The organism is Pseudarthrobacter cellobiosi (assembly GCF_023913755.1).
Taxonomy (GTDB): Bacteria; Actinomycetota; Actinomycetes; order Actinomycetales; family Micrococcaceae; genus Arthrobacter; species Arthrobacter cellobiosi.
Genome location: NZ_JAMXBJ010000044.1, coordinates 52,768 through 69,338, shown reverse-complemented (window position 1 = coordinate 69,338; position 16,571 = coordinate 52,768). Strand labels below are relative to the sequence as shown.

The 16,571-nt window shown below is 64.9% G+C and carries 14 protein-coding genes; all 14 read left to right on the top strand.

The window, feature by feature from the left end:
• Nucleotides 1-44: 44 nt before the first annotated feature.
• Nucleotides 45-1,796 (top strand): proteasome ATPase, encoded by a 1,752-nt coding sequence (gene arc, locus NG696_RS10775; protein ID WP_252565382.1) that lies wholly within the window; start codon nt 45-47, stop codon nt 1,794-1,796.
• Nucleotides 1,793-3,466, top strand: a complete 1,674-nt coding sequence (dop, locus tag NG696_RS10770) for a depupylase/deamidase Dop (protein ID WP_374208657.1) — start codon at nt 1,793-1,795, stop codon at nt 3,464-3,466. The genes arc and dop overlap by 4 nt, the downstream gene beginning before the upstream one ends.
• Nucleotides 3,467-3,548: 82 nt before the next feature.
• On the top strand, nt 3,549-3,752 hold the full coding sequence (locus NG696_RS10765; protein WP_056339984.1) for a ubiquitin-like protein Pup: 204 nt from the start codon (nt 3,549-3,551) through the stop codon (nt 3,750-3,752).
• A gap of 82 nt (nt 3,753-3,834) precedes the next feature.
• Nucleotides 3,835-4,656, top strand: a complete 822-nt coding sequence (gene prcB / locus NG696_RS10760) for a proteasome subunit beta (protein ID WP_252565384.1) — start codon at nt 3,835-3,837, stop codon at nt 4,654-4,656.
• Nucleotide 4,657: 1 nt separating this feature from the next.
• Nucleotides 4,658-5,389: a proteasome subunit alpha gene (gene prcA / locus NG696_RS10755; RefSeq protein ID WP_252565386.1), complete on the top strand. Its 732-nt coding sequence runs from the start codon at nt 4,658-4,660 to the stop codon at nt 5,387-5,389.
• 1 nt (nt 5,390) lies between these two features.
• On the top strand, nt 5,391-6,755 hold the full coding sequence (gene pafA / locus NG696_RS10750) for a Pup--protein ligase (RefSeq protein WP_111907600.1): 1,365 nt from the start codon (nt 5,391-5,393) through the stop codon (nt 6,753-6,755).
• A gap of 110 nt (nt 6,756-6,865) precedes the next feature.
• Nucleotides 6,866-7,807 (top strand): FKBP-type peptidyl-prolyl cis-trans isomerase, encoded by a 942-nt coding sequence (locus NG696_RS10745; RefSeq protein WP_252565387.1) that lies wholly within the window; start codon nt 6,866-6,868, stop codon nt 7,805-7,807.
• 41 nt (nt 7,808-7,848) lie between these two features.
• Complete coding sequence (locus NG696_RS10740; RefSeq protein WP_056340002.1) at nt 7,849-8,244, top strand: FKBP-type peptidyl-prolyl cis-trans isomerase; 396 nt, start codon at nt 7,849-7,851, stop codon at nt 8,242-8,244.
• A 106-nt stretch (nt 8,245-8,350) separates the two neighbouring features.
• Entirely contained in the window at nt 8,351-10,336 is a 1,986-nt protein-coding gene (locus NG696_RS10735; protein WP_252575368.1) for a helix-turn-helix transcriptional regulator, read from the top strand.
• Between the two features lie 10 nt (nt 10,337-10,346).
• Entirely contained in the window at nt 10,347-10,700 is a 354-nt protein-coding gene (locus NG696_RS10730; protein ID WP_252565389.1) for a hypothetical protein, read from the top strand.
• A 32-nt stretch (nt 10,701-10,732) separates the two neighbouring features.
• A complete protein-coding gene (tatA, locus tag NG696_RS10725) occupies nt 10,733-11,008 on the top strand; it encodes a Sec-independent protein translocase subunit TatA (RefSeq protein ID WP_056340008.1) in 276 nt (91 codons plus the stop codon).
• 48 nt (nt 11,009-11,056) lie between these two features.
• A complete protein-coding gene (gene tatC / locus NG696_RS10720) occupies nt 11,057-11,851 on the top strand; it encodes a twin-arginine translocase subunit TatC (RefSeq protein WP_252565390.1) in 795 nt (264 codons plus the stop codon).
• 24 nt (nt 11,852-11,875) lie between these two features.
• The gene (locus tag NG696_RS10715) at nt 11,876-14,785 is read left to right on the top strand and encodes a DEAD/DEAH box helicase (RefSeq protein WP_252565391.1); all 2,910 of its coding nucleotides are present in this window, start codon (nt 11,876-11,878) and stop codon (nt 14,783-14,785) included.
• A gap of 63 nt (nt 14,786-14,848) precedes the next feature.
• Nucleotides 14,849-16,504 (top strand): amidohydrolase, encoded by a 1,656-nt coding sequence (locus NG696_RS10710; protein ID WP_252575367.1) that lies wholly within the window; start codon nt 14,849-14,851, stop codon nt 16,502-16,504.
• The last annotated feature ends 67 nt before the right edge of the window (nt 16,505-16,571 follow it).

Sequence of the window (16,571 nt, the reverse complement as noted above, 5' to 3'; positions counted from 1 at the left end):
GGGCTAAGGTCTTAAGAAGAAGAGCAGGAAGGGGCTGATGCACCATGGAGACGCCGAATCAGGACTCCGGACGTACACCGGCGGAGCAGTCGGCCGCCAACGAACTGTCGGCTGCAGAGCGGCAGGCCAATGTCCTCCGCGACAAACTCAGGCACATTGACCGCCAGCTGGCAGCCGCCACGCAGAACAACGCCAAGTTGGTCAGCATGCTGGAAGCGGCCAAGGCCGAGATCCTGCGGCTGAAAAATGCCCTGGACCAGGAGGGCCAGCCCCCGTACAGCTTCGGCACCGTCCTGCAGCTCAATCCCAGGCGGCTGCCGTCACCGGGCAACAGCGGCCAGGCGGCCACCGAGGAATCGGTGGACATTTTCAACGCCGGCCGGAAGATGCGGGTGGGCATCAGCCCCCTAGCCAACATCAACCAGCTGGCGGTCGGCCAGGAGGTCCTCCTCAACGAGGCACTGCTGATTGTGGCCGGCCTCGGCTATGAACGCGCCGGCGAACTCGCGACCCTCAAGGAAATGCTCGGAACGGACCGCGCACTGGTGGTGGGGCGGGCCGACGAAGAACGTGTCATCAGGCTCTCCGGAGCCCTGCTCACCGAAAAGCTGAGGGTGGGGGACGCGCTGTCCATCGACTCCCGCACCGGCTACGCCCTCGAAAAAGTGCCCCGCTCCGAAGTGGAAAACCTCGTCCTTGAAGAAGTCCCCGACATCACGTACGAGGACATCGGCGGACTTGGTCCGCAGATCGAGCAGATCCGGGATGCTGTGGAACTGCCGTTCCTGCACCCGGACCTCTACCGCGAGCATGGGCTGAAAGCCCCAAAGGGCATTCTGTTGTACGGCCCGCCAGGTTGCGGCAAGACCCTGATCGCGAAGGCTGTTGCCAACTCCCTCGCCGCCCGTGCGGCGGAGCGGTCCGGCAATGTGGACCTGAAGAGCTATTTCCTCAACATCAAGGGTCCGGAGCTTCTGGACAAGTACGTGGGCGAGACGGAGCGCCACATTCGCCTGATCTTCTCCCGGGCCCGCGAGAAGGCCTCGGACGGCAGCCCCGTGGTGGTCTTCTTCGATGAAATGGATTCGCTGTTCCGTACGCGCGGGACCGGGATCTCCTCGGACGTCGAGACCACCATCGTCCCGCAGTTGCTGAGTGAGATCGACGGCGTGGAGCGGCTCGACAACGTCATTGTGATCGGTGCATCCAACCGCGAGGACATGATCGACCCCGCCATTCTCCGTCCCGGCCGCCTGGACGTGAAAGTCAAGATCCAGCGCCCCGATGCAGAGGCCGCGGCGGACATCTTCAACAAGTACATCACCACGGACCTGCCGTTCCACGAGTCCGACCTCGCCGAGCACAGCGGCGACGTCCAGGCGACGGTGGACGCCATGGTCCAGCGCACGGTTGAAGCCATGTACTCCACGGAGAAGTCCAACGAGTACCTGGAAGTCACCTATGCCAACGGCGATACGGAAATGCTCTACTTCAAGGACTTCAATTCAGGCGCCGTTGTCCAGAACGTTGTGGACCGGGCCAAGAAGTACGCCATCAAGGATCTCCTGACCCTGCACCAGAAGGGTCTCCGGATCGAGCACCTGTTGCGTGCCGTGGTGGATGAATTCCGCGAACACGAGGACATGCCCAACACCACCAACCCGGACGACTGGGCCAGGATCTCAGGCAAGAAGGGCGAACGGATCACCTACATCCGCACCATCGTGCAGGGTAAGGCAGGCCAGGAGCCCGGCAAGTCCATCGAAACGATGCCGAACACAGGACAGTACCTGTGACGGCAGCCCCGGAACGCGCCGGCGGGGGAGGGCTCCCGGCCGGCGGGGCCATGCGCGTCATGGGGGCGGAAACGGAATACGGCATCCACGCCCCGTCTGCGCCCGGAGCAAACGCCACCATGATGTCCGCCCGCGTTGTCCAGGCTTATGCCCAGGTAACGCGGCAAAGGGCAGCCGGAGGGGCAGAGACCCGGTGGGATTACACGGACGAGGAGCCCCTCCACGACGCCCGTGGCTGGACCCTGGAACGGGCCTCCGCCCACCCCAGCCAGCTGACAGACCAGCCGCCGGTACTCGACGCCGAAGCGGTGGCGCTTGCCTACGGCCGCGAGGAATTGGAACTGGACGGCGACGACGAGGCCGGCAGCCTCCTGATGAACATGGTCCTGGGCAACGGAGCCCGCCTGTACGTGGATCATGCCCATCCGGAATACTCCAGCGCAGAGGTGACCAACCCCCGCGATGCGGTGATCTGGGATGCAGCCGGGGACCTCGTAGCGCTGGCGGCCGTCCGTCGCCTGGCCGCGGATCCCGAGCTGCCTCCGGTCAACCTGTACAAAAACAATACGGACAACAAGTCCGTCTCCTACGGCTCCCACGAGAACTACCTCATGCCGCGTTCGGTGCCCTTCGGGGACATCGTTCGGGGGCTGACGCCATTCTTCGTCACGCGCCAGATCATGTGCGGCGCCGGGCGGGTGGGTCTGGGGCAGGACAGCTCCACGCCCGGGTACCAGATCAGCCAGCGGGCAGATTTCTTTGAGGCGGAGGTGGGCCTGGAAACCACCATCCGGCGTCCCATCATCAACACCCGGGATGAGCCGCACGCCACCGCCGACAAATACAGGCGCCTGCATGTGATCATCGGTGACGCAAATCTGAGCCAATCCTCGAACTACCTCAAGTTCGGCACCACGGCCATGGTCCTGAGCCTGATCGAGGCCGGGCTGGCGCCCAAGGTGGAGGTGCACGAACCCGTCGCTGCGCTTCAGGCAGTCAGCCACGATACGTCGCTGACAGCCAAACTAAGGCTGCTGGACGGGCGCCGCGTGACGGCCCTGGACCTGCAATGGATATACCACGAGGCGGCGGCCAAGCTGGCGCAAGACACCGGCGTAGCCGATGCCGTGGACGGGGACGGCCATACGCATCAGGTGCTGGAGCGCTGGGCTGCCACGCTGACCCAACTCGATTCCGACAGGAACGCGGCGGCCACCTCCGTGGAGTGGTTGGCCAAGCTCTCCCTCCTCGAGGGTTACCGGAACCGCGACAACCTTGCCTGGGGTGACGCGAGGCTCGGCCTTGTGGACCTCCAGTGGGCAGACATCAGGCCGGAGAAGGGACTGTATTACCGGTTCCTGGCAAGGAACCGCATGCAGCGGATCGTCGACGACGGTGCCATCGCCGCAGCGATGACCGAACCGCCGTCGGACACGCGTGCCTTCTTCCGCGGACGGTGTATCAGCAGCTTCGGCAAAGACGTGGTAGGGGCCAGCTGGGACTCGGTCATCTTCGATGTGCCGGGCTACGGCCGGCTTCAGCGCGTGCCGACCCGGGAGCCCCTGCGCGGTACCAAGGCGCTCACGGGAGGGCTCTTTGCCCGCCACCGGACGGCAGGTCCGTTCCTCGCCGAACTTTTGGGGCATAACACCGCTCCACCTGCGGCGTAAACCGCGCCGTCGGGCGGACAGCGTGGCAATATGGGCGTATCAGCAGATCCGCCCGGATCCGAGGATTTTAGAGGAGATCACCATGGCAGGCCAGGAGCAGCAGAAGCCACAATCACACGACAGCCAGGTCGAGGACGAGATCCCGGAGGCGCCTCCGGCAGCCCCGGAAGCCCAGGCATCGGCTGCCACCCAGGGCGTCGACGACCTTCTTGATGAGATCGACGGCGTCCTGGAGTCAAACGCCGAGGAGTTCGTCCGCGCCTTCGTCCAAAAGGGCGGCCAGTAACCCGGATCCGGATGGGTGGCGGAAGCCGCGTCCGGCCGGAATCTGTACCGACGTTGAAGGACCACGTACAAGGAGTGCATCAGTGCAGGAAACAACCGCCAACCAGGTAGCCGGCAACGCGACATCCTCATTCACCGAGCATCTGCAGCGCGACCGGCCGGACCTGCTTCCGTACAACCGTGCCATGCCTGCTGCAGCGGCGGCGACAGCTCCCCTGCAGGTGCCCCATGCCACCACGATCGTGGCGATGAGTTATGGCGGCGGTGTCCTGATGGCCGGTGACCGGCGGGCCACCATGGGCAACGTCATTGCCAGCCGGCACATCGAAAAGGTGTTCCCGGCCGACAGGTATTCGGTGCTGGGAATCGCCGGAACGGCCGGCATCGCGATTGACCTGACGCGGCTCTTCCAGGTGGAGCTGGAGCACTACGAAAAGATCGAGGGCACCCTGCTGAGCCTCGACGGCAAAGCCAACCGGCTGGGGGCCATGATCCGCGGGAACCTGCCGATGGCCCTGCAGGGACTCGCGGTCGTGCCGCTGTTCGCCGGCTTCGACACGACTGCCGGCGAGGGCCGGCTCTTCTCCTACGACGTCACCGGCGGCAGGTATGAGGAACGCGAGCACCACACGGTCGGCTCCGGTTCCGTTTTTGCCCGCGGCGCGCTGAAGAAGCTCTGGCGGCCCAACCTGGCCGAAGCCGAGGCAGTCTCCGTGGCGGTCGAGTCCCTTTACGACGCGGCCGACGACGACTCCGCCACAGGTGGTCCGGATCCCGTCCGTCAATTGTGGCCGGTGGTGTACACCGTGAACAGGGATGGCGCCCGGCGTATCCCCGAATCCGAGCTCGCCGCTGTGGCGGGCAGGATTATCGAAGCCAGGTCCGCCGAACGGCGGGAGGCCTAAGATGACGCAGCAGTTCTATGTCTCGCCTGAACAACTGATGAAGGACCGTGCGGACTTCGCACGGAAGGGCATCGCCCGCGGCAGGTCCGTGGTGGTCATCAGCTGCCAGGACGGTATTGCCTTGGTCGCTGAGAACCCCTCACCCTCACTGCATAAAATCGGCGAGATCTACGACAAAATCGCGTTTGCCGCCGTCGGCAAGTACAACGAATTCGAAAGCCTGCGCCAGGCCGGAGTGCGGTACGCGGATGTCCGTGGTTACTCCTACGACCGTGAGGACGTCACTGCGCGCGGGCTCGCGAGTGTCTACGCGCAAAGCCTCGGTGCCGTCTTCACCGCAGAACAGAAACCCTTCGAAGTGGAACTGGCCGTCGCCGAGGTTGGCCCCACGCCGGAACTGGACCACCTCTACCGGCTCACCTTCGACGGGTCCATCGCCGACGAGCACGGCTTCATCGTGATGGGCGGCCAGGCGGAGCGTGTCTCGGCGGTCATCGCTGAGGGCTGGCGACCGTCGCTGCGGTTCGCAGGCGCTGTACGCCTGGCTACCCGCGGCCTGGCCAGCGGCCCAGACCCGGCCGCTGAACAGGGCGGAGCGGGAGCAACCCTTCCCGCCAAGGCCGTGGAGGTTGCCGTGCTGGACAGGCAGTCGGAGACCTCCCGGGGTTTCCGCAGGGCCTTCCGGCGGCTCAACGATTCTGATATCACGGCACTGCTTGCTGAGGAGGACTGAGATGGACAAGAGAATCTTCGGTATCGAGACCGAGTTCGGAATCTCGTATTCGAGCCCCGATTCGAGGCCGTTGGCCCCGGAAGAAGTGGCCCGGTACCTGTTCCGCAAGGTGGTCAGCTGGGGACGGTCATCCAACGTGTTCCTGACCAACGGTTCCCGGTTGTACCTCGACGTCGGCTCACACCCTGAGTACGCCACGGCCGAATGTGATGATCTGGCCCAGCTCATTGCGCACGACCGCGCGGGCGAGCTGATCCTGGACGACCTCGTTGACGAGGCACAGGCAAGGCTGGCGGCGGAAGGATTCAACGGCACCGTCTACCTGTTCAAGAACAACACCGATTCGGCCGGCAACTCCTACGGCAGCCATGAAAACTACCTCATCCCGCGCCGCGGCGAATTCTCCCGGCTCGCGGAGATCCTGATTCCCTTCCTAGTGACCCGCCAGCTGATCGCCGGCGCAGGGAAAATCCTGAAGACTCCGCACGGGGCCACGTACGCGTTTTCCCAGCGGGCAGACCACATCTGGGAAGGCGTCTCCTCCGCCACCACCCGGTCACGGCCCATCATCAACACCCGCGATGAACCGCACGCCGACGCCGAATTTTTCCGCCGGCTCCATGTCATTGTGGGCGACTCCAACATGTCCGAAACCACAGCCCTGCTCAAGGTCGGCACCGTGGACCTCATCCTGCGCATGATTGAGGCGGGAGTGATCATGCGCGACATGAGGATGGAAAACCCCATCCGCAGCATCCGCGAGATTTCCCACGACCTCAGTGGAAGGGCGCTGGTCCGTCTGGCCAACGGCCGCCAGCTCACGGCCCTGGAGATCCAGCAGGAGTACCTCACCAAGGTCACGGCCTTCGTTCAGGAGCACGGGGCCCACAATCCCCACGTACCGTTCATCCTTGATCTTTGGCAACGGACCCTGAACGCGATCGAAAGCGGTGACACCAGCACCATCGACACGGAAATCGACTGGGCCATCAAGAAAAAACTGATGGACAACTACCGGCAGCGGCACGGCCTGGGCCTGGACGCGCCCAGGATTGCCCAGCTGGATCTTACGTACCATGACATTTCGCGGAGCCGCGGGCTGTACTACATCCTGCAGTCCCGGGGTGCGGTTCGGCGGGTTGTGGACGATACCGTGATCAAAGACGCGGTGGACGTGCCACCGCAATCCACCCGGGCCAAGCTGAGGGGCGATTTCGTCCGGCGTGCCCAGGAACTGGGCAGGGACTACACAGTTGACTGGGTGCACCTGAAGCTGAACGACCGCGCGCACCAGACCATCCTGTGCAAGGATCCCTTCCGGAGCGTCGATGAGCGGGTGGATGCCCTGCTGGGCTCTATGGGCTGACGTTCAGGTTCACGGGCTATCCTTGATGGGGCCGTTCCTTGGCCTTGCAGCGGTGCCGGGCGCCTGATTCCGGCTCCGCGTCCACCCTGCCCCGACGAAAGTTCTCTTACGTGCGCCGACTCCTAGCAATCCTGATCCCCGGCCTGCTGCTGCTTACCGCTTGTGGCGGTTCGCCCGCAGCACCGGAACCCACCAGCCAGTCTGCCGGTGACACTGCCAAGTTCGACTCCCTGAAACTGACGGACAACGGGGACAAGAAGGCTCCCGGTGTCGAGTTCTCCAAGCCCCTCGAAGTCACCGAACCCACCATCAAGGTGGTCACCGAAGGTGACGGTGACCGGGTCAAAGAGAACCAGATCGCAAACATCTCCATCCTCGCGCTCAGCGGTGCGGACGGATCCACGCTGGAGGACACCTTCCCCGGCGAGCCCGAACCGCTGCAGCTGAACGAGGAACTGAAGACCGGAAGCCCGGTTATCTACAGCGCGTTTGTTGGCTCCAAGGTCGGCTCCAGCCTTGCCCTGGCCATCCCGGGCCAGGCCGCAACCGCTGAAGGCGCCCCCGCCCAGCCAACGCAGCTTCTCCTGATCAAGGTGCTCTCCACCAAGGACGCACCGCAGACTGTCGCTCCGCTCGCAAAGCCCGAAGGCGAGACTGTCACCCCGCCGGCCGGCCTGCCGACCGTGAAGGACAACGACCAGGGCGTGCCGGAGATCTCCGTTGACGGAATCGCCGCGCCCACAGCCCTCGTGTCCCAGGACCTGATCAAAGGCACCGGCGCGGAGGTTAAGGAAACCGACACGTTGACCGTCAACTATGTTGGCGTGAACCTCGTGGGCGGCACTAAATTTGATTCAAGCTTTGACCGCGGCGAGCCGGCCAGCTTCCCGTTGACCGGCGTCATTCCGGGCTGGACCCAGGGACTGGCGGGAAAGACGGTGGGCTCCCGGGTCCTCCTGGTGGTCCCCAAGGACCTCGCGTACGGTGATGCCGGCCAGGGCGAAGCCAAGGGTGACCTTGTCTTCGTTGTGGACATCCTCGGCGTCAAGTAAACAGCAACACATCACCCACCCAAATAATCAAAGGAGCAACCATGTCATTTGGTCAGCGCGATTTCGACCGCCAGAAGCCGGAAATTGACTTCCCGCAAGGCGATGTCCCCACCGAACTGGTTATCACCGACCTCATCGAGGGTGACGGTGCCGAGGCCAAAAAGGGCGACACCGTCTCCACCCACTACGTCGGTGTGGCCTGGTCCACCGGCGAAGAGTTCGACGCTTCCTGGGGCCGCGGCGCCCCGCTGGACTTCCGTGTGGGCGTGGGCCAGGTCATCCAGGGCTGGGACCAGGGCTTGCTGGGCATGAAGGTGGGCGGCCGCCGTCGCCTGGAGATTCCTTCCGAACTGGCGTACGGCTCCCGCGGGGCCGGCGGAGCCATTGGCCCCAACGAAGCGCTGATCTTCGTGGTGGACCTCGTGGGCGTCCGCTGACCGAAGCATCGTAACGCTGGAAGGCGCGGTAACAATCAGGGTTTTGTTTTCCTGTTGGTTGCCGCGCTTTCTGCTTTCCGCGGAGGAGTTTAGTAACGTAGCCAGCGTGTCCGTCTCCCGTACTGAACGCCTGCTGAACCTCCTGATAGCCCTGCTGAACACCAAATACGGCCTGCGCCGGGCAGAGTTGCGGGCGAAGGTCTACCATGACACGTCCGGTAACGACGTGGCCTTCGGCAGGATGTTTGAGCGGGACAAGAATGACCTCCGGCAGTTCGGCTTCGATGTGGAAACCGTCACGGACCTCGGCTGGAGCGAAGATGATCCGGCCACCACCCGCTACCGCATCGGCAAGGAATCGAACCGCCTGCCTGATGTCCAGCTCAGCCCGGGGGAGTGGACCGTCCTCCTCCTGGCGTCCCAGTTGTGGGAGCGTGCCGCCCTGGGAACCGCCGCTGCCAGCGCCCTCCGCAAGCTCCAGGCCTCCGGTACCGTGTCCGACGTCGAACTTCCGGTTGGTGTTCAGCCGCGGATCCGGCCGGCGGGCCAGGCCTTTGATGATGTGGTGGCTGCCATGCACGCCCAGCACCCCGTCAGCTTTCGCTACCTGGCAGGCACCACCGGCCAGGAAGAGCAACGGACGGTGGAGCCGTGGGGCCTCGGCAGCCGCTTCGGCCAGTGGTATCTGACCGGCTACGACCGCTCGCGCAAGGCACCGCGCCACTTCCGGCTCTCCCGGTTCACGGGCCCCGTCACCGTGCTGGAGAAGGAAACCTACTCGGCTCCGCCGAACTTCAATGTCCGCGCAGAACTGGACCGGCTTCCGGAGCTCCCGCTCCGGACCGCCGTCGTGGACGTCCGGGAGGGCCGCCTCCTTGGCCTGCGCCGGCGCGCCACGCCGGTTGCCGACGGGAGTGCCGGAACGCCCGACGCCGGCTACGAACGGCAGCAGGTCAACTTCAGGGACGCTGAGGTGCTGGCCGAGGAGCTCGCATCCTATGGCCCGGACGCTGTGGCACATGCTCCCGACGAGCTGGTGGCAGCCGTGCGGCACCGGCTGCGCAACGCTGCCGCCTTCTGCGCCGCTCCCAGCCCTGCCTATCTGTTTGCGGACGCACCGCGGGGCCGCGCCATCCGGAAACGCACGTCTGAGGACCAGCTCAAGCGCATGCTGCAGCTGGTGCCTTTCCTGGTCCACAACCAGGGCCTGCATATCCACGACGTCGCAGCCCGCTTCGGTGTCACGCCCGCGGAGCTGGAAAGCGACCTGCGGATCCTCATCTGCTCCGGCCTTCCCGAGGGATACCCTGACGACCTCCTGGACATCCATTGGGAGGAAGGCCACGTTTACATCACCCAGGACCTGGATCTCAAGAGGCCGGTCCGGTTTACGGTGGACGAGGCCTGCGCGCTGCTGACCGGGCTCGAGACGCTCAATGGGCTTCCCGAACTTGCCGAAGGAGGTGCCCTGGAGTCGGTGACCCTCAAACTGATGGCAGCGGCCGGCGAAGAAGGGCTGCGGTCCGGTTCGCTTGCCGGTCCGGAGGTGGGCCCGTCGGATTCGGCCCTCCTTGACGTTGTCCGTGGTGCAATCCAGGAGCGGTCGCAGCTACGGCTCGTGTACTTCTCCGCCCAGCGCGACCAGGTCTCCGAACGGGACGTGGATCCGCTCCGCCTGTATTCCCTGGACAACACCTGGTACTTCGAGGCCTACTGCCATTCGGCCCAGGGGCTCCGGAACTTCAGGCTGGACCGGGTGCAGGAGGTCCACCCGAACGGAAATCCCGCCTCCACGCAGGTCCGGGCCGGGGAAAGCTTTCCGGCCAAGCTGTTCACGCCCAACGACGACGACACCACGGTCCTCGTACAGCTCACCAGGCAGGGCGCCGGCTTGGCGGACGATTATTACGCCGAACGTGTGGCACCCCTTCCCCACGGCGGCCTCGTAGCCGAGATCCGCTTCGGCAGCACTGCCTGGCTTCCCATGTTCGTGGCCCAGCACGGCGGGGCCGCCCGGATCCTCGAACCTTCCGAGCTGGGGGCGGCAGCGCTGGACTGGATCGAGGCGGCCCTGGCCGGGTACGGCGGCTAGACTCGTCAGCATGCCTTGGTGGTCCTGGATCCTGATCTGGATTGCGCTTATTGCGCTCTCCCTGCTCTTTTATGTCCTCCTGGGCATCCGGCTGTACCGCCAGTTCATGGCGGTAATGAAGGACCTGGGCGCCGCCGGAGCTAAAGTGGCACACCTGGCGCCGGCAGCGGCCACCGTCGATGACGGCTCCCAGCCGCCAGGGTCAGCTCCGCCCGGTGCGGCTGTTTTTGCCTCACCGGCCCAGATGCGTCATGATTACGACGCATCCAAGTCATCCCGCCGGGAGGGCCGCCGCCAGAGGCGCGTCCAGCGTAAGCACGATCGGGGCCAGCCCCAGTCACTTCGCGATCTCAATCTCAGTTAGACGTAGGATGTTGTTAGAGGAAAGGATTTCCCGTGGGAAGACTCTTTGATGGCCCGTGGCCAATTGTCATTATCATCGTCGTTGCGCTGCTGCTTTTCGCCGCGCCCAAACTCCCTGCCATGGCCCGCAGCCTTGGCCAGTCCATGCGGATCATCAAGTCCGAGGTCAAGGAAATGAAGAACGACGGCAAAACCGACTCCACCGACACGGCTTCCGGCCCGGTGGAAGGCAAGATCGTTAACCACCCGCCGGCGAAGCCCGGTGAGCCGACCGACGGCACTGACGTTCCGCCGTCGACCCGCGCCTAACCCGAAGTGGCACTGACGCGGGGCCGTAAGTCCAACCCTGAGGGGCGGATGGCTCTTTGGGACCACCTCAAAGAGCTCAAGAACCGGCTGATCAAATCGGCGATTGCTGTGCTGGTTGCCGGCGTGGGCGGCTGGTTCCTTTACGATCCAGTCGTGGCCAGCCTGTCGGACCCGCTGATTTCCATTGCCCGGGATACGGGGCGCACCGCGGTCCTGAACTTTGCGACCATCGCAGATCCTTTTGCCTTCAAGATCCAGATTGCCATCCAGATAGGGCTGGTTATCTCCAGCCCTGTCTGGATCTATCAGGTGTGGGCTTTTATCACCCCGGGTCTGACCAAGAAGGAACGCGGCTACACGCTCGGCTTCATGGCGGCCGCTGTGCCCCTGTTCCTGGCCGGTGTGTTTGTAGCCTGGCTCGTGTTCCCCACCGTGGTCAGGGCGCTGCTACAGTTCACACCCGCCACCGGCGCCAACAACATCTCGGCCACCGACTACCTGACGTTTGCCACGCAGATGTTGCTTATCCTCGGGATCTCTTTCCTGGTCCCCGTGATCCTGGTCGGCATCAACATGGCCGGTGTGGTCAGGGGCCGGACCATCCTCAAAGCCTGGCGGATTATCGTCTTCCTGGTCTTTGTCCTGGCGGCACTGGCCGCACCAGGCACGGACGCGCTGTCCATGTTCCTGCTTGCTGCGCCGCTGCTGATTCTGTTCTTCGCGGCGATCGGGCTGTGTATCTTCAACGACAAGCGCCGTGACAAGCGCGTGGCGAAACAGGCTGCTGAGACGGACGCGACAGCCGACATCGCGACGCCCGGCACCGAACTGAAGAACCTGTAGCGCGCGGCGCACTAGGCTTGAGGCATGTCCTCTATTTCCGGGCCACTCTCGCCCTCTGAAAGCTACCGGGCCAGCGCGGAACGCACGGCCGAAGCGGGCACCTACCTCGGCGGGTTTGTCCGCACCCTTGATTTTGAACTTGACGAATTCCAGCGCCTCGCCTGCCGGTCCCTCCAGGACGGCAAGGGAGTGTTGGTGGCTGCCCCCACTGGTGCCGGTAAAACCATCGTGGGCGAATTTGCCATCTATCTCGCTTTGCAACGAAACCTCAAGGCCTTCTACACCACCCCGATCAAGGCTCTGAGCAACCAAAAATTTACGGAACTCTCCGAAAAGTACGGGGCGGAAAACGTCGGTCTACTTACCGGCGACACCAGCATCAATGGCGACGCCCCCGTGGTGGTCATGACCACGGAAGTCCTCCGGAACATGCTCTACGCGGGCTCGGACACCCTGGATGACCTCGGCTTTGTGGTCATGGACGAAGTCCACTACCTCGCGGACCGCTTTCGTGGTGCCGTCTGGGAGGAAGTCATCATCCACCTCCCCAGCGAAGTCCAGGTAGCCTCCCTCAGCGCCACGGTTTCCAACGCAGAAGAATTCGGTGCCTGGCTGGATACCGTGCGCGGCGACACCGACATCATTGTCTCCGAGCACCGCCCGGTTCCCCTGTGGCAGCACGTTATGGTGGGCCGGGACATCGTGGACCTGTTCGCCGGAGAAACCACCTTCGACGAAATCGCGCCGCCCGCGGATGCGGAGACCGGAGCTCCACTACCGGTCCAGGAGCGGCTCACCGCGGCCACCAAAGACGCGGACGGGCCGGGGTTCGAGGTCAATCCGGACCTGCTCAAAATGGCCCGCAGCGAAGGCCAGCAAAGTTTCGCCGGACGCTTCGGCCACGGCGGACGGAGCCAGCGCCGGCAGCACCGGCAACGGACAGAGGACCGCCCCCGGCAGGGAGCCCAGCCCGGCGCCGTCCGGAAGGCCAGCCGTCCCCAAGTGATTGCCAGCCTGGACCGGCAGGACCTCCTGCCCGCCATCACGTTTATCTTCTCGCGGGCAGGCTGCGATGCCGCCGTTGCCCAATGTGTCTCGTCCGGACTCTGGCTGACCACGGAGAAGGAGCAGCAGATCATTGCGCAGCGCGTTGACGAGGCCGGGCAGGACATCCCGTCAGAGGATCTGGACGTCCTCGGCTTCTGGACGTGGCGGGATGGCCTGCTGCGTGGTTTCGCGGCCCACCATGCCGGCATGCTTCCCACCTTCAAGGAAGTAGTGGAGAAGCTATTCGTCGAGGGCCTGGTCAAGGCTGTGTTCGCCACCGAAACGCTGGCCCTGGGCGTCAACATGCCGGCCCGCTCCGTGGTCCTGGAGAAGCTCGACAAGTTCAATGGCGAAGCCCACGTGGACATCACCGCGGGGGAGTACACGCAGCTGACCGGCCGCGCGGGCCGCCGCGGCATCGACATCGAAGGCCATGCCGTTGTCCTGTGGCAGCCGGGCACGGACCCTGCTGCTGTTGCCGGCCTCGCCTCGCGGCGTACGTATCCGCTGAACTCAAGCTTCCGGCCGACGTACAACATGAGCATCAACCTGTTGGCGCAGTTTGGCCGCGCACGTGCGCGGGAAATCCTTGAATCCTCCTTCGCGCAGTTCCAGGCTGACCGGTCCGTTGTCGGACTTGCCAAGCAGGTGCGCAGCCGCGAAGAGTCCCTCGCGGGATACGCAAAATCCATGACCTGCCACCTCGGAGACTTCACCGAGTATGCCCGGTTGCGCCGTGAACTGTCCGACGCCGAGAATGTCACCTCCCGCAGCAAGTCCCGGGCTCATAAGTCGCTGAATGAAGACTCCCTGGCGCGGCTGATGCCCGGCGACGTGGTGGACGTCCCGGGCGGGCGGGCGCCCGGACCGGCGATTGTGCTCAGCTCGGACCACAGCGGCAGGGAGCCGCGGCCTGCCATCCTGACGCTCGACAACCAGCTCAGGCGAATCGGCACCGAGGACCTTGAGGGCCCCATCGCGCCCCTGACACGGATCCGCATTCCGAAGTCGTTCAACGCAAAGGTCCCGAAATCCCGGCGTGACCTCGCATCGTCGGCCAGGAATGCACTGCGCGAGAACCGCCCGCCTGCCCCCGGCCGCAGCACCGATTTTGGCATGGGGTCCGTTTTGCCCCATCAGGAGAAACGCATCACGGAGCTTCGCCGGGCGCTCCGGGCCCACCCCTGCCACGGCTGCAGCGAGCGTGAAGACCACGCGCGCTGGTCAGAGCGTTGGTGGAAGCTGCGCCGGGAGACGGATGCCCTGGTCCGGCAGATCCAGGGCCGGACCAACACCATTGCCAAGACCTTCGATCGCGTCTGCGATGTCCTTTCCGCCTACGGCTACCTGGAAGCGGGAGCTGACGGGCGCCTGGCCATCAGCCCGGACGGCCAGCTGCTCCGCCGGATCTACGGCGAGAAGGACCTGCTGATTTCGCAAGCACTGCGGCTGGGCGCGCTCAACGACCTGGACGCCGTCGAAGTAGCGGCCCTGGCCAGCGTCCTGGTCTACCAGGCCAAACGCGAGGACAGGGGCCTCCGCCCCCGGATGCCCAGCGTCTCGCTTGAATCGTCCGTGGATGTGGTGGTCCGGGAATGGTCGGCCCTGGAGGACGTGGAAGAGGCGAACAAACTTCCGCTGACTGCCGAACCGGAACTCGGTCTTGTCTGGCCGATGTACAAATGGGCCAAGGGACGCCACCTCCAGGAAGTGCTCAACGGCACGGACCTGGCGGCGGGCGACTTCGTCCGTTGGGTCAAACAGGTCATCGACCTCCTGGACCAGCTCGCCAAGATTCCCGGCCTGGATCCGCGCGTCTCCAGGCTTTGCGCAGAAGCAATATCACTCATCCGCCGCGGCGTCGTGGCCTACTCTTCCGTACTTTGATGTCCCGGCTCTGATGCACCGGCAGCCTGCCTTCTTCCCCCTAGCCCCAGGAGCTTCGCCCTCATGACCACTGAACGTTCCACCACGCCCGCGCCGCACGAGCGGAAGGTGGTCCTGTACCGCAACGGCTCGGTCTACACAGCAGCAGACCCCTTTGCCACCGCCATGCTCGTTGACGGCGACACCGTTGCCTGGGTCGGCTCCGAGCAGGCGGCATCCTCCATCGCCGACAGTTCCATGGAGATCATCGACCTCCATGGAGCCCTCGTAGCGCCGGGGTTTGTTGACTCCCACGTCCACCTCACGGAAACCGGCATCGCACTGGGTTCCCTCCAACTGGGCGGGATCCGTTCCGCCCGGCAATTACTCGATGCCGTGGCCGCAGCCAAAGGCGACGGCCCCCTGCTGGGTCATGGCTGGGATGAATCCACGTGGGAGGACCCGGCCCTGCCGGCGCCCGAGGAGCTTGAGCAGGCCGCCGGCGGCAGGCCCGTGTTCTTGGCCAGGGTGGATGCGCATTCGGCGTTGGTCTCTTCCTCCTTGGCTGCCGCCGCCGGGCTTGGCGGGCTGGACGGCTACAGCGCGGGTTCACAAGTGAAGCGGGCCGCCCATACAGCGGCCCGCCAGGAAGCACGGCGCCTCCCGGAGGCCAGCCTCCTGGCCTACCAGCGGCGCGCCCTGACCGAAGCGGCTGAAAACGGTTATGTGGCACTGGCGGAGATGGCCGCGCCGCATATCGGCGGAGTTTCCGACCTTCGCCTTGCCGCCGCATGGAACACGGCGGCCGCAGAGCCCATGCCGGAAATCCTGCCGTACTGGGGCGAACTGGCCACCTCCGAGGATCAGGCCCGGGCGCTGCTGGACGAACTGGGCGTACCCGTGCGCGGCCTGGCAGGCGACCTGAACATTGACGGTTCCCTCGGCTCCAGGACAGCGGCGCTGAGGGCCGGCTACAGCGACGCGGCGGGGGAGCGGGGCAGCCTCTACCTCTCGGCAGAGCAGGCCGCCGCCCACCTGGCGGCCTGCTCGCTGCTGGGCATCCAGGGCGGCTTCCACGTCATCGGCGACGCGGGACTTGATGCCGCGCTGGAGGCACTGGAACTCGCGGCCGCCGAAGTGGGCGAACAACGGATCCGTGCCGCCGGCCACCGCTTCGAACATGTGGAAGTCGCAGACCCCAAATCAGTGCAACAGCTGGCCCGCTACTCAGTCACCGTCAGCGCCCAGCCACGCTTCGACGCTGACTGGGGGAACGAAGGCGGCATGTATGAGCAGCGCCTGGGGAGCCGGAGCCGCTCCATGAACCCGTTTGCCTCGTTCTATGCTGCCGGTGTTCCCATCTGCTTCGGCAGCGACAGCCCGGTGACACCGCTGCGCCCGTGGTCCAGCGTGCGTGCCTGCCTGGAACACCACAACCACGCTGAACGGATCTCGGCCCGCGCAGCGTTCCTCGGCCACACCCGCGCGGGCTGGCGGGCAGCTAAGCACCACAACCCGATGGCCGGGCAACTGGTTCCCGGCGCACCAGCCAGTTTCGCTGTCTGGGATGTTGAGGAGCTCATGGTCCAGGTGGCGGACGGCCGTGTCCAGTCCTGGAGCACGGATCCGCGTGCCCGCACGCCCCTTCTCCCTGCACTGGACACCGGCGTAGACCCGGTGTGCCTGCAGACCGTGAAGGCCGGCGTGGAGCTGTATTCCAGTCCGGCACTGCGCTCCTGACCGGACACACCGGCCAGCGCCCCCATAAAGCGCCCTATAATAGGTAGTTGCGCCTGACCGCCAGCTA

Excerpts from the sequence above, each read along its gene's own strand:
- arc (WP_252565382.1), top strand. The coding sequence starts at position 45 with ATGGAGACGCCGAATCAGGACTCCGGACGTACACCGGCGGAGCAGTCG.
- NG696_RS10765 (WP_056339984.1), top strand. The coding sequence starts at position 3,549 with ATGGCAGGCCAGGAGCAGCAGAAGCCACAATCACACGACAGCCAGGTC.
- prcA (WP_252565386.1), top strand. The coding sequence starts at position 4,658 with ATGACGCAGCAGTTCTATGTCTCGCCTGAACAACTGATGAAGGACCGT.
- pafA (WP_111907600.1), top strand. The coding sequence starts at position 5,391 with ATGGACAAGAGAATCTTCGGTATCGAGACCGAGTTCGGAATCTCGTAT.
- NG696_RS10740 (WP_056340002.1), top strand. The coding sequence starts at position 7,849 with ATGTCATTTGGTCAGCGCGATTTCGACCGCCAGAAGCCGGAAATTGAC.
- NG696_RS10730 (WP_252565389.1), top strand. The coding sequence starts at position 10,347 with ATGCCTTGGTGGTCCTGGATCCTGATCTGGATTGCGCTTATTGCGCTC.
- tatC (WP_252565390.1), top strand. The coding sequence starts at position 11,057 with ATGGCTCTTTGGGACCACCTCAAAGAGCTCAAGAACCGGCTGATCAAA.
- NG696_RS10715 (WP_252565391.1), top strand. The coding sequence starts at position 11,876 with ATGTCCTCTATTTCCGGGCCACTCTCGCCCTCTGAAAGCTACCGGGCC.
- NG696_RS10710 (WP_252575367.1), top strand. The coding sequence starts at position 14,849 with ATGACCACTGAACGTTCCACCACGCCCGCGCCGCACGAGCGGAAGGTG.